This is a genomic window from Halosimplex halophilum, from assembly GCF_004698125.1.
GTDB classification, from domain to species: Archaea; Halobacteriota; Halobacteria; order Halobacteriales; family Haloarculaceae; genus Halosimplex; species Halosimplex halophilum.
The window spans coordinates 779,614-800,044 of the sequence record NZ_ML214298.1 but is presented as its reverse complement, the minus strand read 5'-3'; the positions used below and the strand labels follow the sequence as shown (position 1 = coordinate 800,044).

The window sequence follows — 20,431 nt, the reverse complement described above, 5'->3', positions numbered from 1 at the left end:
TCTCCTCGCGCACCGAGGGCGCGGATGGGGTGAGAACCGTTGCGGTGCAGTCGGCGCGCGCTGTCGTCTCGGAATCGCTTGCGATTCAGATGGGCCGTCAGCGCTTGCTCTGCCGTTGGCGCGCTCTCGTGCGCGCGACCGTAGCCGCGCGAGGGATGAGCCATCGCAGGCCGCAGGCCGAGAAGCGCAATCGGCTGGGAAGGCTCGTGGCCCGTTGTGGTGCTGTGCGGGGCGGTGCGGTCGCTGTGCGGTTGCGGTCCCTGGCGGACTGAACGGGCGAGGCGGGCTCGCGCCGATAGTCGCCTGAGTGACCCCTACCCGAAGCGGCCTCCGGCCGCGAGGGTATGTCGCTCAGCGACCGCGAGCGCGGCGAGGCTTTCATCGTCTGCTGTCTGCGGTGACTCTGACTCAGAGCGAGCGTGCCGAGGGCTTTCAGCGCCTGCTGTCCCCTGCGGTCACCAATACTGCTAGCGAGCGCGCCGAAGGCATTCACCGCTCGCTATCTCGCGCGGTCGCGATCATTCGATTTCCGGCCACACCAACCCGACCGGAAGCAACCGAGACACCCACAACACGATCGGACACCGCGTCGGAGGGGACGCCAACCGTTTAGTCCGCGCCGCCCGGGGATCGGGTATGGCCATCGGCGACGTATCGGCGGTGACGGTCGGCGACTGTACGGATCTCTCCTACGTCGACACGGGGATGTACGACACCGAGGCGTACGGCGCGGTCTACCTGATCGACGACGACCGGCCCGCCCTGGTCGACAGCGGCATCGGGACCAACTACGAGCGCGTCCTCGACGCGGTCCGCGAGGTCGGCCTCGAACCCGGAGACATCGAGGTGATCGCGCTGACACACGTCCACCTCGACCACGCCGGCGGGGCGGGCTTTCTCGTCGAGGAGTGCCCGAACGCCGAGGTGTACGTCCACCCGGTCGGCGCGCCCCACGTGGTCGACCCCGAGCGGCTCTGGGCGGGCACGAAGTCGGCGGTCGGCGACCAGATCGAGTTCTACACCGAACCCGAGCCCGTCCCCGAGGAGCGAGTCACCGAGATCGAGGACGGGGACGCGATCGACCTGGGCGACCACGCGCTGGACGTGTACCACGCGCCGGGCCACGCCCCCCACCAGGTCGTCTTCCACGACCCCGCGAACGACGCCGTCTTCACCGCCGACGCGGCGGGCATCTACGCGCCCGGGCCCGGCGAGATCTTCCCGACGAGCCCGCCGCCGAACTTCGACCCCGAGGGCTGTCAGGCCGACGTCGACGCGCTCCGCGCGATCGACCCCGAGGTCCTCTGCTACGCCCACTTCGGTCCGGCCGAAACTGGCGACAAGCTCGACCGCTACGCCGACGTGCTGGACTCGTGGGTCGAGGCGGTCGCGGCGAAACGGGCCGAACTGGGCGACGACGCGGCGGTGGTCGACCACTTCGTCGCGGAGGCCGACGCCGAGCGGGCGGTGTGGGGCCGCGAGAAGGCCGACGCCGAGGTGGCGATGAACGTCCGGGGCGTGCTGGGGGCGCTCGACCGGGACGAGGAGTGACCCCGCCGCGGTCCGGCGGATTCAGTCCGCGTCTCCCTCGAAGAGGCCGCCGAACACCTTGCCCTCGGCCTTGCGGAGGTGCTGGTGGAAGGTGGGCGGGGAGACCTGCAGCGACTCGGCCACGTCCTCGCCGGAGGCGTCGCGGGGCCACTCGAAGAAGCCGGCGTGGTAGGCGGCCTCCAGCGTGGTGCGCTGGCGGTCGGTCAGCCCCTCTAACAGCGACCGCGTCGGGCGGGCCTGGGCGTCCTCCGTGGCCACCTGCTGGCGGCGCAGCATCGTCGCCTGGGGGTAGGCCTCGGTCACGGCCTCGATGACCTGTCGCACGTCCGTACTCGGCGAGACGTGCAGCGTCATCCGGTAGTCGCCGTCCTCGAAGACGGCCTCCTCGACCGACCCGCCGAGCGACGCGAGCGTCGACAGCACGGGCGGCTCGACCACCCGGAGTTCGAACCCGCGGTCGCGCGCGTCCTCGCCGTCGGTCTCCGCCTCGTCGAAGGACACGTCGGCCCAGTGGGGGAGCTGCTCGACCAGTTCCTCGATGGTGTCGACCGCCTCGGGCGAGACCGTCCCGTAGACGAGGAACTCGTCGTCGCCGACGGAGACGACGTGGTCGAACGAGAACCGCCCCCCGGGTTGCTCGTCGAGGTCCAGCGCCTCGAAGAGGTCGGTGATCTGGAAGTCCAGCTCGACCACCTCGTCGGACAGCAGCGCCTGCTTGCGCTCGGCGGCGGCGATGGCGTGGCCGACGACCTCGCCGAGCTGGGCGAGGACCGTCCGCTCCTGGCCCTCGAAGGCGTCGGGACGGCCGGCGTAGACGTTCAGGACGCCGTAGGTCGTCCCCTCGTGGACGATCGGGATCGCCGCCGACGACCGGACGCCGTAGCTGTCGACGCGCTCGCGCCAGGGGTCGTGGGCGTCGCTGGCCTGGATGTCCCGGGTGACCTGCATCTCCCCGGTCCGGAACGCCCGCCCGGTCGGACCGCCGCTGCGCTCGTCGTCCGGGTCGACGGTGATCGTCATCCCCTCCAGGTACCCGTCCGTGCCGGCCTTCGCCCGCGGATCGACGGTCTGGCTGGCGGTGTCGACCTCGCCGATCCAGGCGAAGCGGTAGGAGTCGGCCGCGGCGAGATGTTCGCAGACCGTCCGCTCGATCTCCTCGCGGGTCGACTGGTCGACGACGGCGTCGGTGATCCCGTTGACGACCTCGTTGAGGCTGTTGAGCGCCGCCAGCTGCTCGCGCTGGCTGACCAGCCGCTCCTCGTAGCGGCGGCGGTTGATCGCCGTCGCCAGCACCGTCGCCACCGACTGGACGAAGTTCACGTCCTGCCGTGAGACGCTCGCCGGCTCGGTGTCGTGGGTGCCGAGGATCCCCCACGGCTCCTCCGGCGACCCGATGACCACGCTGATCCCCGAGCGCACGCCGTGGTCGCGCAGCAGGTCCGGACCGCCGAACCGGTTCTCGGACCGCAGGTCCTCGACGACGACCGGGTCGCCCGACTGGAGGGTGTAGGACGCCTGGGAGTCGTCCTCGACGGCCGAGACGGTCGCCTCGCCGACGAGCCCCTCGTCCCACCCGACCCCCTGTCGGAGCAGCAGCTCCGCGCCGTCGTCGTCCAGTTCGAGTACCTTGCAGTAGTCGTTGCCGAGCGTCGTCGCCACCTCCTCGGCCGCCTCGGCCATCAGGGCGTCGAGGTCCCGTTCCTCGAGGGCGCGCCGGCCGAGTTCGGTGACGACCGCCTGCTGGCGGACCCGCCGCTGGAGCTCCCGCTGGCGGTCGAGCCGTTCGGAGATGTCCCGGACGACGCCGCAGCGCCCGAGGCCGTCGCCGTAGGGGAACGGCTCGTAGCGCGTCTCGACCGGGACGGCGGTGCCGTCCTTCCGGTGGAGTTCGAACTCGATGGTCGCCGCCTCGCGCTCGCCGGCCGCGACCGCCTCGGCCCGCTCCTCGACGACCGGCGCGTACTCCTCGTCGTAGATGGCGGTGGGTTCCATCCCCAGTAACTCGTCGCGCTCGTAGCCGAGCATCTCGCAGAACGCGTCGTTGACGAGGACGAACCGGCCGTCGTCGTCCAGCGCGTAGATGCCGTCGTCGACCGTCTCGACGATCCGCTCGTACTGTTCGAGCTCGCGCTCGCGTTCCTTGCGCTCGGTGATGTCGCGGACGACGGCGATGCGCTCGTGGCCGCCGTCCTCGGCGTCCGCCGGGGCGTCGGCGTCCATCAGCGAGAAGGTCGCCTCGCCGACCCACTCCTCGCCGTCCGGGCCCGAGAGCGTCGCCTCCAGCGTCGCCGTCGCCCGGTCGTCGACCGCGAGGGCGTCTTCGAGCCGCCGGGCCGCCGCGGCGACCTCCCCGTCGACGACCGTCGAGACGTGGCTCCCCACGAGCTCCTCGGGGTCGCGGCCGACCATCGCCGCGTAGGTCTCGTTGACCTGCGTGAAGTAGCCGTCCTCGTCGACGACGTAGATGCCGTCCTCGACGGTCTCGACGATCCGCTCGTAGCGCTCCAGCTCCCGCTCGCGGGCCTTGCGCTCGCTCACGTCCCGGAAGTACACCGAGAGGCCGCTCTCGGAGGGGTGGGCCGACACCTCGAACCAGGTCGCGAGCGGCGGGAAATAGGCCTCGAAGGAGACCGACTCGCCGGTCTCGCGGGCGCGCTCGTAGTGCTCCTGGAACGTCGTGCCCACGGCCTCGGGGAACGCGTCCCAGACGTTCCGGCCGACGAGCTCGTGGCGGTCGCGGTCGAGCAGGGCCGCCGCCCGGTCGTTGACGTAGCTGAACCGCCAGTCCTCGTCGAGCGCGAAGAAGCCGTCGTCGATCCGTTCGAGCACCTCGTCGAGCTCGTGTTCCAGGTCCGCCCGGCGGCGTTCGAGCCGCTCGGCCTGCTCTTTGAGCTGGGTCACGTCCTCGGCGGAGACGACGACGCGCTCGACGGCGCCGTCGTCGGTCAGCGGCACGGCGTCGATCGAGAGCCACCGTTCGCCGAGGTCGGGGAGGTCGAACCGACCGACCCAGTCCCTCACCGGCTCGCCCGTCCGGAGCGGCCGCTCGTAGGGGCGTTCGCCCGGCGGGACCGGCTCGCCGTCCGCATCGTGGACGGTTCCGGGAGGGAGCTTCGTCGACTCCTCGCCACCGGCCGACTCAGCGTCGGCCGACCCGCCGATCCCGAGGTACCGCCTGGTGCGGTCGTTCATCCTGACGGGTTCGCCCGCCTCGTCGAGGACCGCCACCCCGACCGGGATGGCGTCGAAGACGCGTTCGAGCAGGTCCCGCTCGCGCCGGAGCTCCCGCTCGAACTCGCGGCGCTCGGTCATGTCGCGGGTGATCTTCGCGAACCCGTCGAGGTCGCCGTCGTCGTAGATCGCCGTGATCGTCACGTTCGCCCAGAAGCGCGTCCCGTCGGCCCGGACGCGCCAGCCCTCGTCCTCGATCCAGCCCCGCTCGGCCGCCGTCGCGAGGTTCCGCTCGGGGACGCCCGCCTCCCGGTCGGCCTCCGTGTAGAACGTCGAGAGGTGCTCGCCGACGATCTCCTCGGCCTCGTACCCCTTCAGGCGCTCGACGCCGGGGTTCCACGTCTCGACGTGACCGTCGGTGTCGAGCCGGAAGATCGCGTACTCCTCGACGGCGTCGACGAGCGACTCGAACTGGTCGCGCTGGTCGCGAAGCGACAGCTCGGCGCGCTTGCGCTCGGTCACGTCCACGTACAGCTCCACCCGGCCGCCCGCGTAGGCGCCCGACTCGATCGGCTGACTCCGGTGTTCGAGCCACCGCTCCTCGCGGCCGTCCCCGGCCGTGACGCGACACTCGAAGCGCTGCTCGCCGACCCCCTCGTCGTAGGTCGCGCGGACCCGGTCGGCGAACGCCGCCGAGTCCGCGACCGCCGGCGCGATCCGTTCGTCGAGGAGGGCGCCCTTGTCCCGGCCCAGCAGGTCCGCGCGGTCGACGCCGAAGTAGCGTTCGACCGCGTCGTTGACCCACCGCACCTCGTAGTCGGCGTCGAGGACGAACACGCCCACGTCGACCGTCCCCAGCACGTCCGCGACGAGCGACTCCGCCGCCGCCGGCCAGTCCGGGTCCGCCGTGTCGGCGCCGTCCGGCCCCCCCCTGCCGGCGCCGTCCGGGTCCGGGTCCGCGGGACGCCACCACACGCGGGCGCTCGCCCCCACCTTCTTCGTCCGGAGGTAGCCGCGCTCAACCAGCCGGTCCAGCCGGTCGTACGTGCTCCGGCGGCCGAGGCCGAGGCTGTCGGCCACCTCGCTGGTCGTCCGCGGCTCCCCGCCCCCGTCGAACGCCGCGAGCGTCTCCCGCAGGCCCTCTGTCAGCCCGTGCGATTCCATCACCCCTACCCAGGGTCGTTTCCCACTACAACCTTCCGCCGGCGGAGTCAGTATTCGATCCCGACCGATCAGTATCCGGTGACCAACGCGTCACCGAACGATCCCAACCGGTCGCAGATCGTCCTCGTCGACTCACAGTTTCGTCGCGGCGGAGGACCTAATCACTTCTAGCGATCCCTTACCCCGGCAGGGGTAATCGGTAGAAGTACGTCCGACGGATCCAACCAATGTCTCAGACAACATCGCACGACGACGGCCGGACCGTCATCGACCTCAGCGCGGACGAGCGCTACGACCTCCTGGCCGCCGAGCGGCGGCGGACGGTGCTCGCCGTTCTCACCGAACGGGGCGCGCCAATCGCGCTCGACGACCTCGCGGCGGCGGTGGCGGCACGCGAAGGCGGGGACCCGCACGCGGCGACCGACCGGTTCGCGGTCTCGCTGCACCACGTCCACCTGCCGCGGATGGACGACCTCGACGTGGTCGACTACAACCCGGCGACTAACCGCGTCGAGGCCGTCCGGGCCGTGTCCGAGTGACGGTCGAACCCGCGGTTCGGACGCGCCGCGACGCGGCTGCGAACGGTGGCCGCGACCGGTCCCCCGGCGACCGACCCGACCGCGCGCCGTCCGCGCCCGCGCGGAGCGGACGGGACGAGCCCCCCGCGAACGCCCCGAACTGATGAACGCGCTCTGTCCGAACTGCGGGGAGAGCGAGGGCGAGCGCACCGGCAGGAGCCACGACCGCGGCTCGGGGATCGAGGTCTCGTTCACTTGCCCCGAGTGCGACCACGACTGGTCGGTCGGGCTGTAGGACCGCGACCGGTCGGTCGAGCTACAGGACCGCGACCGGTCGGCCGGGCGCAGGACGAGCGAGAAAAGTCGCGCTGGCGTCGATCCGTACGTTTATCGTGATAGGCCCGCTGCGGCTAGCCGAGAACACAGTGACCGTCGTCACCAGTCACGACTCAGGCGCGTTCGGCCACCGGTGTCGGCGCCCCGCGTTCGGATCCGGCGGACCGCTCGGTCCGTCGGTCGCGGGCGAACTGCGACGAGGGGTTTCCTCGGGCGGGATCTCGGCCAGATGAAGTCGCTGGAACGGGACCTGGGCCTCCCGACGGTCCTCGCGATCAGCATCGGCGCGATGATCGGAAGCGGCATCTTCATCCTCCCGGCGCTGGCGCTGGAGACCGCGGGACCGTCGGTCGTGCTGGCGTACCTGCTGGCGGGCGTGCTCGTGTTGCCGGCCGCCCTCTCGAAGTCGGAGATGGCGACCGCCATGCCCGAGGCCGGCGGCACGTACATCTACATCGAGCGCGGGATGGGGCCGCTGCTCGGGACGGTCGCCGGCGTCGGGACGTGGTTCTCCCTGGCGTTCAAGGGCGGGCTGGCGCTGGTCGGCGGCGTCCCCTACCTGCTGATCGCCTTCGACCTGCCGGTCAAGCCGGTCGCGCTGGCGCTCGCGGCCGTGCTCATCCTCGTCAACCTCCTCGGGGCGAAACAGACCGGCCGCCTGCAGGTGGTCATCGTCGTCGCCATGCTCGCGGCGCTGTCGTGGTTCGTCGTCGGGAGCGCCGCCAGCGTCCAGCAGACGAACTTCGAGCCGTTCTTCACGGGCGGGGCGGGCGGGCTGCTGGCCGCGACCGGGCTCGTGTTCGTCTCCTACGCCGGCGTGACGAAGGTCGCCAGCATCGCCGAGGAGGTCGAGGACCCCGACCGGAACATCCCGCTGGGGATCCTGGGGTCGCTCGGGTTCACGACGCTGCTGTACGTGCTGATCGTCGCGATCATGGTCGGCGTGACCGACGCCGGCGTCGTCGCCGACTCGGCGGTCCCCGTCGCCGACGCCGCCCGGGCGACCGTCGGGACGCTCGGCGTCGGCGCGGTCGTCCTCGCGGCCGTCCTCGCCCTGGTCTCGACGGCCAACGCCGGCATCCTCTCGTCGTCGCGGTACCCCTTCGCGATGGCTCGCGACGGGCTCGTCCCCGAGTCGCTGGCCGCCGTCAGCGAGCGCTTCGGGACCCCGGCGACCTCGATCACGCTGACCGGCGGGGTCCTGCTCGCGCTCATCGCCTTCGTCCCGATCCGCGAGATCGCCAAGCTCGCCAGCGCCTTCCAGATCCTCGTGTTCATCCTGATCAACCTCACTATCGTCGCCTTCCGGAAGGGCGAGATGGAGTACGACCCCAGCTTCGAGTCGCCGCTGTACCCCTGGACGCAGGCGTTCGGCGTCCTCGGCGGGGTCGTCCTCATCACGCAGATGGGCGGGACGGCGATCCTGGGGGCGGTCGTCATCACGGTGGGCAGCGTCGCGTGGTACGTCGCCTACGCCCGCCCGCGCATCCAGCGCGAGGGCGCGGCGACGGACGTGGTCCGGCGCCGGGTCGGCGAGGACCTCCTCGCCGAGACCGAGGACGCCATCACCGGCGAGACCTACGAGGTGCTGGTCGCGCTCACCAGCGAGGTGAGCCGCGAGCGCGAGGCGGCGCTGCTGCGGATGGCCGCCGACATCGTCCGGCCCCACGACGGCCGGGTGGTCGTCGTCTGGTTCGAGGAGGTGCCCGACCAGGCGCCCCTGGAGACCGCCGTCGAGACCCAGTCGCCCGCGGAGGTCCGCTTCGAGGACCGGACCGACGACCTCGCGGTCGACCTCGACGTCGACGTCGACGTGGGCGAGATCGTCAGCCACGACACCAAACACGCGATCGTCAACTTCGCCGAGCACCGCCGGGTCGACATGATCCTCGCCGAGCACGAGCGCCTGCGGCTCCGCTCGCGGCTCGTCGGCGACCCCATCGACTGGGTGGTCCGCCACGCCCCGACCGACGTGTTGCTCGTCGACAACAGGGGCTACGACCGCCCCCGGACCGTCGAGCTCGCGAGCGACGGCGGCCCGTTCAACCCCGACCAGGTCGCCGTCACGGAGGCCATCGCCAGCCAGAACGGCAGCGAGGTCCTGCTCCGGGACGCGGGGGCCGGCGACGGGCCGGACCAGCGCGAGCGGACGCTCGGGGAGTTCCGGGACCGCTTCGCCGACCTGCTGTCGGTCCCCGTCAGCTGGTCGCCCGCCGAGGGGGCGGCCGACGGGTCGTCGGCGCCCGATCTGCGGATCCGGCGGGGCGCCGACCACCGGCTCCGGGGCGCGCTGTTCGACCGCGAGTCGAGCCGGCCGCCGACCTGCACGGAGATAACGGTGTACCCCCACGAGTCGTCACAGCCCGGCCTCGTCCGCCGGTTGCTCGAACGCGTCATCTTCTGACGGGGCGGCGGCGCCCCGTCCCCGGCCGTCGCGTTACCTGTCCGAGCCCGCGCCGCTCTGCTCCCGTCGCCCGCTCCCGAACAGCCGCTCGACCAGCGGCCGGTCGGTCGGTCGCTCGGCGAACAGCACCGAGGCGTCGACGTCGTTGACCACGTCGAGGTGCAGCGAGTCGGTGACCAGCCGCGAGATCATCCCCCGCTCGGTCGCGCCGAGCAGTACCAGCGTGTGGTCGGCCGCCGCCGACTCGATGGCCGCTTCCACGTCGCCGGAGTCGTCGACGATCGTGGCCGCCCCGCCCAGGTCGTGCGCCTCGCCCCACTCGTCGAGGAACCGCTGGCCCGCCTCGCGCCGGTCGGGGCCGTCGACGACGTGCAGCAGCGACACCTCGGCGCCGGCGGTCGTCTGGAGCGCGCGCGCCACCTCGGCGCTGAGGTCGGAGTCCGGGCCGCCCGCCGTGGGCAGCAGGACCCGCGAACAGTCGAGCCCGCGGTCCTTGACGACGAGAAAGTCGCAGGGCAGACGGTTGGTCAGCTCGTCCAGCGGCCGCTCGGCGCGGGCGGCGTTCCAGAGCCGGCCCTGCCCCCAGCCCAGCAGCGCCAGGTCCGGGCGGGTGCGCCGCGCCCGGTCGAACACCTCCTCGAACGAGCGCGAGGAGACGATGGTCGAGGTCTCGACGGTCACGTCCTCGCGGCCGACCTGCTGTTCGAGGTCGGCCATGAGCCGCTCGGACTCGCTGGTGATCCGGGCCCGGTCGCCGTCGTCGAGCGGGCGGTTCGACGGCGCCTGGACGATGTGGAGGGCGTGGACGGTCCCCTTCTCGCGCGTGCTGGCCAGCGCGCAGGCGAACTCGACCAGCGGCGCCTCCGTCCGCGGGTTCGCGATCGGAACCAGGATCCGGTAGGAGTCGGGGTCGCGGACGAACTCCTCCAGGGTGTCGACCAGCGGGACGTACGACCGCCCGGCGAGGTTGCCCAGCAGCATCTCCCGCAGCGAGAGCCGGCGGACGTTCTCGAACTGCTCGATCTCCAGGCGGCGCTCGCTGGTCTGGTAGTAGTTGACGACCGTCACGAGCAGGATGCCCCCGAGCGTGTTGCCCAGCAGGACCGGGATCACGAACTGGGTGAGCCCGGGGACCAGCGCGAGGTCGCCGGCCAGCATCGTGTAGACCACCTCGGTAAAGGAGACGACGACGTGGAAGAGGTTGCCGAGCGGGATCGCCAGGAAGGCGAGGTAGACGATGGCGATCCGGGAGATGGTGTCGCGGGCGGCGAAGTCCATCCAGACGACGCCGGCGACGATCAGCCCGGCGAACGCGGCCTTGAAAAACAGCGCCGTGACGGGCGTCTCGATGCCGTTCCGTGCCAGCCCGAGGGCGTACTCCGCGGCGGCGGGCTCGAAGACGCCGCCGTAGGCGAGCACGACCGCGCCGACGGCGCCGCCGGCGAAGTTCCCCGCGAGGACGATCAGCCAGTGGCGCACCAGCGCCGGGAGGCTGGCCAGCCGCTCCAGCGTGAGCGCGACCGGCGGGAGCGTGTTCTCGGTGTAGAGCTGGTAGCCCCCGATGATGATGTAGAGGAACCCGAGCGGGTAGAGCATCACCGCCAGGACCGTCGAGTCGGTCGACGCCGACAGCGAGGCGTACAGCAGGAAGGTGATCGTGATGGCGAAGCCGCCGGCGACGCCGCTGAAGAACAGCTCGCGGAAGCCGGACGTGATCTCGTGGTCGGCGTCGGCGACGATCCGCTGGAACACCTCGTCGGAGGAGAACCGGCCGGGGACGACCTCCCCGGTCTCGGGGACGTCGTCTGCGTCCCCCCCGTGTGCCCGCGACTCGTGGTCGGTGTCGGCCATTACTCACATCGCCAGTACGGAGGCCCAAAGAGGTTTGTCTCTCCCGGGCGCTCAGGCCGGCTGCCGAGCGGTCGGCACGGCGCCACTGGATGTCAGTGAGTGCGCTTTTACGTGCGCCAGTCCACAGCGGAGACGAATGGCCGAGAGTACGTTGCTCCTGCTGGTCGCCGGTATCATCGCCGTCGGGGTGCTCGCCCAGATCCTGGCCGACCGCCTCCAGGTGCCGGCCATCGTCTTCTACATCGTCGCCGGGCTGGTGCTGGGCCAGCCGGGGCTGGACATCGTCACCGAGGACACGTTCGGCGGCGCCCTCTCGACGGTCGTCGGGTTCGCCGTCGCGATCATCGTCTTCGAGGGCGCCTTCCACCTGAAGGTCGAACGCATCAAGGCGGCGCCCCAGGCCGCCCTGCGGCTGGTCACCGTCGGCGCGGTCATCGCGCTGGCCGGGACGGCCCTGGCGGTGCGGCTGGTCTTCGGCGTCCCCTGGAACCTCTCGCTGGTGATCGGCTCGCTGCTGGTCGCGACCGGCCCGACGGTCGTCACGCCGATCCTCAGCATCGTCCCGGTGCGCGACCGGGTGGCGACCGCCCTGGAGTTCGAGGGCATCGTCAACGACGTGACCGCGGCGATCCTCGCGGTCGTCTTCTTCCAGACCGTCCTGCCGGAGACGGCCGGCAACGACATCGTCCGCGGGTTCGTCGTCCGGCTGGGGGTCGGCCTGCTGTTCGGCGTCGTCGTCGCGGGCGTCGTCTACTACCTGCTGCGGTACGTCGACCTCTCGCCGGGGGACGCGCCGCGCAACGCCCGCCTGCTGGTGCTGGCGGGCGCGCTGGTCGCGTTCGCCGCCGCGAACTTCGAGGCGACCGAGGCCGGCGTCGCCGCGGCCGCGACCGCCGGCTTCCTGCTGGGCAACGCCGACGTGCCCTACGAGGCGGAGATCGAGGCGTTCAAGGGCGACCTGACGCTGCTGGTGCTGGCGTTCGTGTTCATCGGGCTCGCGGCACTGCTCGAACCGGCGGCGCTCGTCGAGGTCGGCGTCGGCGGGCTGGTCGTCGTGGCCGCGATCGCGCTGGTGATCCGGCCGGCGCTCGTGTTCCTGTCGACCGCCGGCGACCGGTTCACCCGCGGGGAGCGGACGTTCATGAGCCTGGTCGGCCCGCGGGGGATCATCCCGGCGTCGGTCGCCACCCTGTTCGCCGTCCAGCTCCAGAACGCCGGGCTCGTCCAGGAGGCCAACATCCTGCTGGGGACGGTCTTCCTCGCGATCCTGCTGACCGCCGTCTTCGAGGGCGGCCTCGCGCGCCACATCGCACGATACCTGAACGTCATACCCATGAGAGTCATCATCGTCGGCGGCGGCCGGGTCGGCCGGTCGCTCGCCGAACGGCTGGAGAACCGGGGCGAGAACGTCGTCATCGTCGAGGAGGACGAGTCGGTGGCACAGTCGGTCCGCAACGCCGGGTACACCGCCATCATCGGCGACGGGACCGACACCGAGCTCCTCCGGGAGGCCGGCGCGGACAACGCCAAGACGGTCGTCGCCGCGACCGGCGACGACGACGCGAACCTGCTCGTCGCGCAGCTGTCGAGCTCGAAGTTCGACGTCGAGAACGTCATCGCGCGGGCGAACAACCCCGACAACGTCGACGCCTTCGAGGACCTGGGCGTCCGCACCATCTCCTCGTCGATGGCGACCGCCTGGGCCATCGACAACCAGATCGAACGCCCCGCCATCGCCCACTGGATGACCGACGTGGGCCGCACGGGCGACGTACAGGAGGTCGAGGTCACCAGCGAGGAGATCGCGGGCAAGGCCGTCCGGGAGGTCGGGCCGATGCTCCCCGACGCCTGTCTCATCGCGCTTGTCGGCAAGGGCGACTACACCACCGCGGAGGTCCCCGGGCCGGACTACGTCATCGAACTCGGCGACCACGTCACGCTGCTCGGCCAGCGCGAGGCGGTCCGCGAGGGGATGAAACTCGTCGACCCCGACTGAGCGGTCCCGTCACTCCTCTTTCCCCCGGCCCCGTTTCCTGCAGCGTGCGTCTCCACAGGCTCCGTTTCCCGTGTCCTCGTTTTCCGCGGCGCCCGCTCACTCCACCGGGATCCGGACGCCGACGCTGCGGCCGCGTTCGCAGTCGGGGAGCAACTCGCCGCCGAGCCGCTCGGCGCCCCACGAGACCGCCCAGATGTCCAGGTCCTCGGCGTGTTCCAGCTGGGTCTCGCTGCCGTTCGTGACCGCCGCCGCGTCCTGCTCGTCGAGCAGTCGCCCGTCGCTCTCGGCGGTCACGTCGACGTGGCTCCCGCGGTCGTCGACGGTCACCGCCACCGGCCCCGACGCGTTGCCGGCCGCGTACGACAGCAGGTGTTCGCAGACCGACGCGACCAGCTTCGGCGACCGGCGGACCTCGGCGTCGTCGTCGGTCCGCACCGACACGTCGTGGCCCTGCTCCCGGAGGACGGCCGCCACCTCCGTCGCGAGCGCGCCCACGTCCGCCGTCTCGTCGGTCGCCGGGTCGAGGCACATGCTCTCCTCGACGGCCCGGGCCCGCTCGCTCACGTCGACCAGCGAGTCGGCCGTCTCGCGGAGCCGCTCGGCGACCGCCTCGTCGCCGTTCTCCGCGACCGCGTCGGCCATCGCGTACACCGCCGTCATGTCGTTGCGGACGTTGTGCCGGAGCACCCGCCCGAGCACCTCCAGGCGCTGGCCGCGGATCCGCTCGTCGGTCACGTCGCGCAGCGCCACCGCGTACCCCGCCTCGACGGCGCCGTCGCCGCGCACCCGCGACACCGACACGTCGAAGTAGCGCTTGCCGACCGCGTCCCCGATCTGGACCGTCGACTCGCCGGGCAGACCGTCCGGCCCCAGCAGGTCCGCGTCGACCAGCGCCGACAGCGGCTCGCGGACGACCGCGTCGAGCGACCGGTCGAACAGCGCCTCGGCGGCCTCGTTCATGTCGACGATCCGGGCGTCGCCGTCGACCACCACGACGGCGTCGTTGAGGTTCGAGACGACCGCGTCGCGGCCGATCGCCTCCGCGATCGGCAGCGAGCGGTAGGGGCGGCCGACGGCGATACCGACGGTCAGCGCCGCGAGGACGCCCGCCTGGGCGACGACCGCACCCGTCCCGATGGTGATGGTGTCCGCCAGTTCCAGCGCCGAGGTGACCAGCGGCATCCCCGCGAGCGCGAAGCCGACGAGCGAGAGCGCGACGCCGCGCGGGCGCTCGAACGACGCGTACCGCGTCGCGTCCCAGATCAGAAGCAGGGAGAGCCCGATCAGGATCCCCCACGACGCCGCGCTGGCGACGCTGCTGGCGAGGACGTTCACCGGCCCGGCCGAACTCACCGGCTCGGTCATCGGGAGGAGGGGCGTGAACCGCAACAGCGCGCTGACGATCCCGAGCGCCGGGAGCAACACGACCAGCGCCAGCACGCCCGGCCCGCCCGGGTCCCGGCCGGTGTACGCGATGACGAACTTCGCCCAGCAGACCGCTCCGCCGAAGACGACGATCTGCGTCAACGGGGCGAGCGCCGCCGCGGGCAGCCCCAGCCCGACGACCAGCGCCTCGGCCAGCGTCACGACCGCCAGCAACGCCGCTATCGCCACCAGCCCGGTCCCCCCCGGCCGGTCGCGCGCCCCCCGCAGCCGCCACGCGTACCACCCGAACGCGGCGGCCACGGCGCCCAGTATCGGCCCACCCACCAGCGGCGCCGAAAGCACACCAGCACCTCCCACACTGACAGTATAAATATTTTTTCGAAACTGAATTACGACCGTTCCCGTCGGCCACACGCTCGTTTCCGTCCGCCGTACGCCCGTTCCTGCCCGGGTCGAGCGACGGCCCGTCCACGGAGACGCGGTCCGGGCAGGTCGAGAAACGCGGTCCCGGCGGACCGGGGGCGACGGCCGGGTAACTGCAGGTGGGAGAACCGCGCGTCGGCGCGCCACAGAGCGCGACCGACGCCTACGGCAGCGAGAACTCGATCGCCGCGCCCTGGCGCGACCACCTTTTTCTCGTCGGGTGTCCTCACTCGCTGCGCTCACGGGTCGCGACGCTCCCCGTCCGCATCGAGGCCTCCCTCCGGTCGGCCTCGCCCCGCTCGCTGCGGATACCACTCCTCGAAAAAGATGGGGCAAAAAGCGAGCCTCGCGACGCTCGGCCCGGTGAACCGCGCGCCGAGGGCGCGCGGACGGTTACGGCAGCGAGAACTCGATCGCCGCGCCCTGGCCGAAGCCGACGCACTCCGTCGCCAGCCCCAGGTCCGCGTCGCGGCGGTTCATCTCGTGGATCAGCGTGACGGGCAGGCGCGCGCCGGAGGCCCCCAGCGGGTGTCCGATGGCGATGGCGCCGCCGTTGACGTTGTAGAGCTCGTCGTCGAAGCCGAGCTCGCGCTGGCAGTACAGCGCCTGGCTGGCGAACGCCTCGTTGAGCTCGACGAGGTCGTAGTCGCCGGTGTCCCGGCCGGTGCGCTCGCAGAGCTTGCGGACTGCCGGGACCGGGCCGACGCCCATGATCGTCGGGTCGACGCCGGCGACCATGTGGTCGCCCACTTCCGCGAGCACGTCCAGCCCGTGGTCGTCGGCGAACGCGCGGGAGGTGACCATCGTCCCCGCGGCGCCGTCGGATATCTGGGAGGCGTTGCCCGGCGTGACCGTCCCCTCGCTCTTGAAGACGGTCGGCAGGCCGGCCAGCTTCTCCAGAGAGGTGTCCCGGCGGATACCCTCGTCTTCGTCGACCGTCCCCTCCTCGGTCTCGACGGGGACGATCTCGTCGTCGAACCGGCCGGAGTCGGTGGCATCGGCCGCCCGCCGGTGGCTGCGGAGCGCGTACTCGTCCTGTTCCTCGCGGCTCACGCCGTACTCCTCGGCGACCTTCTCGGCGGTCATCCCCATCTGGAGCTCGCCGATGTTGTACAGCTCGGCGAGCCGCGGGTGGACGTTGTGGGTGTTCTGGCCGAGCTCGACGCGGCTCATCGACTCGACGCCGCCGGCGATGACGCAGTCGCGCTGCCCGGCGGCGATGGCGTCGGCGCCGCGCATGATCGCCTCCGCCGAGGAGGCACACCAGCGGTTGATGGTCGCCGCGGGCACCGCCTCGCCCAGGTCCGAGAGGAGGGCGACCACGCGGGCCATGTTGTTGCCCTGCTCGTCGCGCTGCTGGGCGCAGCCCCACAGCAGGTCGTCGACCTGCTCGCCGGCCAGCCCCGTGTCGGCGAGCATCTCGTTCACCAGCGGAACCGACAGGTCCTCGCTTCGCACGTCCGCGAAGGCGCCGTCCTCCTTGCCCTGGGGCGTCCGCCGGGCCTGCACGATGACCGGTGTCGCGTCGCTCATGGATCCGTGGAGGGGCCGCGACGTGTTAAGTCCTCACAAACGACGGACGCGTCGCGCGGAGTTTCTCGGACGCCGGGTCGTCGCTGCGGCCCGGGCGCCGAGCCGCGGCGGCGGTTCGGGCGCCGACGCCTACAGCAGGTCCCCGATGACAAACAGGACGACCGGGGCGACCATCAGCAGGACGCCGACGACCATCAGGACCGCCGGGAGCACGAGCAGCCCCATGTCGGTGAGCAGCCACAGCCCCAGGCCGCCCACCAGTAGCAGGAACCCGACGAGTCCCAGTATCAGTCGGAACACGCCCTCTAGTCCGAAATCGGCCGCGACTTCCGCGACTTCGAGGACTTCGTCCATGGTTCGTCCGGGCTGTCGTTTCGCCGGCGACATAAACGTGTCGAGACGTGTCACATGAGGTATCTGATCGCCGGCAATATTCGGGCGGCGCGGACGCTTCGCGAGACTTATCCGGTCGGGGGACGAATCTCGGTGGGAATGAGCGATCCGGAGCTTGCGGTCGTGGAGTTCGTGCTGACGGCGCAGGCCTACAGCGACAACCGCGACCTAGACGCCGACGACCTGCCGCCCGCCTACCGGGCGGTCTTCTGGAGCGACGGGGAGATCGAGCGCCCGCTCTCGGCCACCACGACCACGGCCCGGGAAGCGACCGACGTGGACCGGCCCTGGGAGGCGATCTCGGGGCTGATGTTCACCGACCGCGACGACTTCTCGGGGACCCTCACCTTCACCGACGAGGACATGGCCGAGGAGTGGTACCTCGATAGAGCGGACGCCGACCGCATCAACGACAACCCCACGCTCGCCGCCGTCTACGAGGACCGGGTCGACGGCGCCGACTACGAGCACGCCCGGGAGGAGAACCGTCCCGTTCGAGCCGACCGCGTCTGGATCGACCAGCTGCTCGAGGAGTACTTCGACGAGGACGACGAGGACGAACAGGAGATGCTCGACCTCGTCGACATCCGCGCCCCCGAGGAGGTCGAGATGACCATGGACGACCTCGTCCTGACCCCCGACCAGGAGGGCGAGATCCACAAGATCGTCAAGGCCATCGAACACCGCGACTACCTCGCCCAGATCGGCCTCCGGGAGATCGGCAAGCTCCTCTTCGTCGGCCCGCCGGGCACCGGGAAGACCTCCGTCGCCCGGGCGCTGGCCAGCGAACTCGACCTGCCGTTCGTCGAGGTGAAACTCTCGATGATCACCTCCCAGTACCTCGGCGAGACGGCCAAGAACGTCGAGAAGGTGTTCGAGGTCGCCACCCGCCTCTCGCCGTGTATCCTCTTCATGGACGAGTTCGACTTCGTCGCCAAGACCCGCGCCAGCGACGAGCACGCCGCCATCAAGCGGGCGGTCAACACCCTCCTCAAGAGCATCGACGAGGTGAGCCTCATCGAACACGAGGTGCTGCTCATCGGCGCGACCAACCACCCCGACCAGCTCGACGCCGCGGCCTGGCGGCGCTTCGACGAGATCGTCAACTTCCCCAAGCCCGACGACCAGATGCGGGCGGACATCCTCGAAGTCGTGACCCGCGACATGGAGATCGACGACTTCGACCCGCTGGCGATCGCCCGCGAGACCGAGGGGCTGACCGGCAGCGACCTCCGGCTCGTCCTCCGGGAGGCGGTGCTCGACGCGCTGACCGAGGAGCGCACCACGCTCACCCAGCAGGACCTGCTGGACGCCGTCGAGGACTTCGAGGAGCGGGACAACCTCAAGAACATGGACATGATCGAGGGCGACCACGACGCCCTGGTCGCCGGCGGCGACATCTCCGGGACGAGCGACGGCTCGGAGGCGGCGTCGGACGGCGGCCACTCGCACGACCACGGCCACGACCACTGACGCCGGACTCGCCGACCCGTCCTACTCGTCGGGCTCGCTCACCCGCACTAGCTGTTTCCCGATGTTCTCGCCCTCGAACAGCCCGAGGAAGGCCTCGGGAGCGTTCTCCAGCCCCTCGGTCACGGTCTCGCGGTACTCGATGTCGCCGTTCCGGACCCAGCGGGCCAGCCGTTCGGTGGCCTGCTCGTAGCGCGGTTCGAAGTCGCCGACGAGAAAGCCCTCGACGCGGGCGCGGGTCTCGACGAGGGTCCCGAGCTTTCGCGGCCCGGTCGGCCGCTCGGTGGCGTTGTAGTGGGCGATCTGGCCGCAGACGGCGACGCGGGCGTCGACGTTCAGCCGGTCGAACACGGCGTCGGTGATCGGCCCGCCGACGTTGTCGAAGTAGCAGTCGACGCCGTCGGGCGCCGCCTCGTCCAGCGCCGCGCGGTAGTCGTCGGTTGTCTCGTAGTTGATGCAGGCGTCGAACCCGAGTTCGTCCTCGACGAACGCGACCTTCTCGTCGGACCCGGCGAAGCCGACGACGCGGGCGCCGGCGAGCCCGGCGATCTGGCCGGCCACGGAGCCGACGGCGCCGGCCGCGCCCGTGACGACGAACGTGTCGCCGGGCTCGGGGTCCGCGACCTCCGTGGTCCCGAAGTAGGCGGTCCGACCGGGCATCCCGAGAACGCCCAGCGCCGTCGAGACGGGCGCCAGGTCGGGGTCGACCGCGGTGAGGGCGGTCCCCGGCGCGGTCGCGTAGTCGGCCCACTCGAGGTTGCCGACGACCACGTCGCCCGGTTCGAACTCGGCGCCCGCAGACTCGACGACCTCGCCCACGACGCCCGCCTGGAGCGGCTCGCCCACGTCCCAGGGCTCGGCGTAGGACTCGCCGGCGCTCATCCGGCCGCGCATGTACGGGTCGACCGAGAGGTAGCGCGTGCGGACGAGCGCCTCGCCCGGACCGGGGTCCGGTACGTCGGTCTCGACCAGTTCGAAGGTGTCGCGGTCGGGCCGCCCCTCGGGGCGCTCGGCCAGTCGGAACTGCCGGTTGCTCGCTCGCATGGCCGACGGTAGGGACGCCACCCCGAAGAGTCCGGGGACACCGGCGATCCGTCGCGGGCGGCGGGGACGGGCCGGCCCGCGCCAGGCGGTCGACCGCCAGCGTTTCGGGGGCGACGGGCCAACGGGCGAGCATGTACGTCTCGCCAGCGGTCCGCACCATCCGCGACGACCCCGTCGAGGGGGAGTCGGTCGAGCTCCTGCTGGAAGTCGCCGACGGGGCGACCCTCGACGGCGTGGCGGCGGCCGTCGAGGACGCCGGCGCGACGGTCGAGGAACGGCTGGAGTTCCGGACGCTGAAGGCGTCCGTCGCACACGAGCGGGTCGGCGCGGTCTGCGAGGTCGACGGGATCGACCACGTCGAGACGGGGAACACGCTGGGGATCGACCCCGACGGGGCAGAGGGCGCGGGCGAGGACGTGCGGCCCGACGGCGCGAGCGGGGACGGACCTCCGAACGACCCGGACGCGGACGTGCCGCCCGAGCGGTGAGGGCCGGCCCGCGGACCGGCGGGAGGGGCCGCGAGCGAGCGCTCGGCGGGTCGAAACGCCGAACGCGGCCGCTGACGGCGAGAGCGCAAGCGTTTACTTCGCCCCAGCGCTACTCGCCGTCATGCCCGACTGTCCACTCGCGGACGAGTGCCCCAGTTTTCAGGAGCGCATCGAGGGGATGGGCTGTACGCACTACGGCGACCGCGGGGGCGCCGAGTGGTGCAATCACTACAACCAGCCGATCGAGGACCTGAAGAGTCAACCCGTCCAGCCCGGCCAGGAGGTCGAGGTGACCGTGGAGGACATCCACGAGAGCGGCGCCGGCGTCGGCCGCACCGAGGACGGCTTCATCATCATGGTCGACGGCGTCCTGCCGCCGGCCCGCGCGAAGGTGAAGATCACCAAGGTCCGCTCGAACCACGCCCGCGCCGAGGAGCTCGAACGCCTCCCCGACGAGCCCGACGACGCGGACGAAACTGACGCCGAATCGGACGCCGACGAGGCGGACGACGAGGCCGACGAGGAGGAGGACGACCGCGAGCGCCTCGGCAGCCGCGACAACTTCTGGGGCTCGTAACGGCCCTCGCGGCCGGCGCTCCCGACTGGACAGTCGTGACACCGCCGCTTCACCGCGCGCTCGTATTCCCCCTGTTCTGACAGCTGTGCCCGGCCGTTCCAGCGGTTTTTTGTCGCCCGATCCGCC

The 20,431-nt window shown here is 71.5% G+C and carries 14 protein-coding genes; 8 read left to right on the top strand and 6 right to left on the bottom strand.

Going from position 1 to position 20,431, the window contains the following annotated elements; genetic code table 11:
• Positions 1–636: 636 nt before the first annotated feature.
• Positions 637–1,551: an MBL fold metallo-hydrolase gene (locus tag E3328_RS15015; protein WP_135365433.1), complete on the top strand. Its 915-nt coding sequence runs from the start codon at positions 637–639 to the stop codon at positions 1,549–1,551.
• Between the two features lie 21 nt (positions 1,552–1,572).
• Here the strand turns inward: E3328_RS15015 and E3328_RS15010 are convergent, their stop codons facing one another.
• Positions 1,573–5,886, bottom strand: coding sequence for a PAS domain S-box protein (locus E3328_RS15010; protein ID WP_135365432.1), 4,314 nt, complete (start codon positions 5,884–5,886; stop codon positions 1,573–1,575).
• Positions 5,887–6,113: 227 nt separating this feature from the next.
• Between E3328_RS15010 and E3328_RS15005 the strand changes: the two genes are divergently transcribed.
• The 3 genes from E3328_RS15005 (at position 6,114) to E3328_RS15000 (ending at position 9,144) form a co-directional block, all read left to right on the top strand.
• A complete protein-coding gene (locus E3328_RS15005; RefSeq protein WP_135365431.1) occupies positions 6,114–6,425 on the top strand; it encodes a DUF7344 domain-containing protein in 312 nt (103 codons plus the stop codon).
• Between the two features lie 142 nt (positions 6,426–6,567).
• Entirely contained in the window at positions 6,568–6,699 is a 132-nt protein-coding gene (locus E3328_RS22750) for a hypothetical protein (protein WP_281275795.1), read from the top strand.
• 270 nt (positions 6,700–6,969) lie between these two features.
• Positions 6,970–9,144, top strand: coding sequence for an amino acid permease (locus E3328_RS15000; RefSeq protein ID WP_135365430.1), 2,175 nt, complete (start codon positions 6,970–6,972; stop codon positions 9,142–9,144).
• Positions 9,145–9,177: 33 nt separating this feature from the next.
• On the opposite strand, the gene E3328_RS14995 is transcribed toward E3328_RS15000, so the two are convergent.
• The gene (locus tag E3328_RS14995) at positions 9,178–10,995 is read right to left on the bottom strand and encodes a formate/nitrite transporter family protein (protein WP_135365429.1); all 1,818 of its coding nucleotides are present in this window, start codon (positions 10,993–10,995) and stop codon (positions 9,178–9,180) included.
• 136 nt (positions 10,996–11,131) lie between these two features.
• Between E3328_RS14995 and E3328_RS14990 the strand changes: the two genes are divergently transcribed.
• Positions 11,132–12,991 (top strand): cation:proton antiporter domain-containing protein, encoded by a 1,860-nt coding sequence (locus E3328_RS14990; RefSeq protein WP_135365428.1) that lies wholly within the window; start codon positions 11,132–11,134, stop codon positions 12,989–12,991.
• A gap of 96 nt (positions 12,992–13,087) precedes the next feature.
• Here the strand turns inward: E3328_RS14990 and E3328_RS14985 are convergent, their stop codons facing one another.
• The 3 genes from E3328_RS14985 to E3328_RS14975 all read right to left on the bottom strand — a co-directional run bounded on the left by E3328_RS14985 (position 13,088) and on the right by E3328_RS14975 (position 16,687).
• Positions 13,088–14,719, bottom strand: coding sequence for a PAS domain-containing protein (locus E3328_RS14985; protein WP_135365427.1), 1,632 nt, complete (start codon positions 14,717–14,719; stop codon positions 13,088–13,090).
• Between the two features lie 474 nt (positions 14,720–15,193).
• Positions 15,194–16,333, bottom strand: coding sequence for a thiolase family protein (locus tag E3328_RS14980; RefSeq protein WP_135365426.1), 1,140 nt, complete (start codon positions 16,331–16,333; stop codon positions 15,194–15,196).
• Between the two features lie 129 nt (positions 16,334–16,462).
• Positions 16,463–16,687 (bottom strand): hypothetical protein, encoded by a 225-nt coding sequence (locus tag E3328_RS14975; RefSeq protein WP_135365425.1) that lies wholly within the window; start codon positions 16,685–16,687, stop codon positions 16,463–16,465.
• A gap of 138 nt (positions 16,688–16,825) precedes the next feature.
• On the opposite strand from E3328_RS14975, the gene E3328_RS14970 reads away from it, so the two are divergent.
• Positions 16,826–18,199 carry an ATP-binding protein gene (locus tag E3328_RS14970; RefSeq protein WP_135365424.1) on the top strand — a complete coding sequence of 458 codons (1,374 nt, stop codon included), beginning with the start codon at positions 16,826–16,828 and terminating at the stop codon, positions 18,197–18,199.
• A 21-nt stretch (positions 18,200–18,220) separates the two neighbouring features.
• On the opposite strand, the gene E3328_RS14965 is transcribed toward E3328_RS14970, so the two are convergent.
• Positions 18,221–19,240, bottom strand: a complete 1,020-nt coding sequence (locus tag E3328_RS14965) for an NADP-dependent oxidoreductase (protein WP_135365423.1) — start codon at positions 19,238–19,240, stop codon at positions 18,221–18,223.
• Between the two features lie 131 nt (positions 19,241–19,371).
• Between E3328_RS14965 and E3328_RS14960 the strand changes: the two genes are divergently transcribed.
• Positions 19,372–19,728, top strand: a complete 357-nt coding sequence (locus E3328_RS14960) for a hypothetical protein (protein WP_135365422.1) — start codon at positions 19,372–19,374, stop codon at positions 19,726–19,728.
• A 121-nt stretch (positions 19,729–19,849) separates the two neighbouring features.
• Positions 19,850–20,305, top strand: a complete 456-nt coding sequence (locus tag E3328_RS14955) for a TRAM domain-containing protein (protein WP_135365421.1) — start codon at positions 19,850–19,852, stop codon at positions 20,303–20,305.
• Positions 20,306–20,431: the final 126 nt, after the last annotated feature.

What these genes read in the sequence shown, in the direction of transcription:
- E3328_RS15015 (WP_135365433.1), top strand. Translation starts at nt 637, where the DNA reads ATGGCCATCGGCGACGTATCGGCGGTGACGGTCGGCGACTGTACGGAT.
- E3328_RS15010 (WP_135365432.1), bottom strand. Translation starts at nt 5,886, where the DNA reads ATGGAATCGCACGGGCTGACAGAGGGCCTGCGGGAGACGCTCGCGGCG.
- E3328_RS15005 (WP_135365431.1), top strand. Translation starts at nt 6,114, where the DNA reads ATGTCTCAGACAACATCGCACGACGACGGCCGGACCGTCATCGACCTC.
- E3328_RS22750 (WP_281275795.1), top strand. Translation starts at nt 6,568, where the DNA reads ATGAACGCGCTCTGTCCGAACTGCGGGGAGAGCGAGGGCGAGCGCACC.
- E3328_RS15000 (WP_135365430.1), top strand. Translation starts at nt 6,970, where the DNA reads ATGAAGTCGCTGGAACGGGACCTGGGCCTCCCGACGGTCCTCGCGATC.
- E3328_RS14995 (WP_135365429.1), bottom strand. Translation starts at nt 10,995, where the DNA reads ATGGCCGACACCGACCACGAGTCGCGGGCACACGGGGGGGACGCAGAC.
- E3328_RS14990 (WP_135365428.1), top strand. Translation starts at nt 11,132, where the DNA reads ATGGCCGAGAGTACGTTGCTCCTGCTGGTCGCCGGTATCATCGCCGTC.
- E3328_RS14980 (WP_135365426.1), bottom strand. Translation starts at nt 16,333, where the DNA reads ATGAGCGACGCGACACCGGTCATCGTGCAGGCCCGGCGGACGCCCCAG.
- E3328_RS14975 (WP_135365425.1), bottom strand. Translation starts at nt 16,687, where the DNA reads ATGGACGAAGTCCTCGAAGTCGCGGAAGTCGCGGCCGATTTCGGACTA.
- E3328_RS14970 (WP_135365424.1), top strand. Translation starts at nt 16,826, where the DNA reads ATGAGCGATCCGGAGCTTGCGGTCGTGGAGTTCGTGCTGACGGCGCAG.
- E3328_RS14965 (WP_135365423.1), bottom strand. Translation starts at nt 19,240, where the DNA reads ATGCGAGCGAGCAACCGGCAGTTCCGACTGGCCGAGCGCCCCGAGGGG.
- E3328_RS14960 (WP_135365422.1), top strand. Translation starts at nt 19,372, where the DNA reads ATGTACGTCTCGCCAGCGGTCCGCACCATCCGCGACGACCCCGTCGAG.
- E3328_RS14955 (WP_135365421.1), top strand. Translation starts at nt 19,850, where the DNA reads ATGCCCGACTGTCCACTCGCGGACGAGTGCCCCAGTTTTCAGGAGCGC.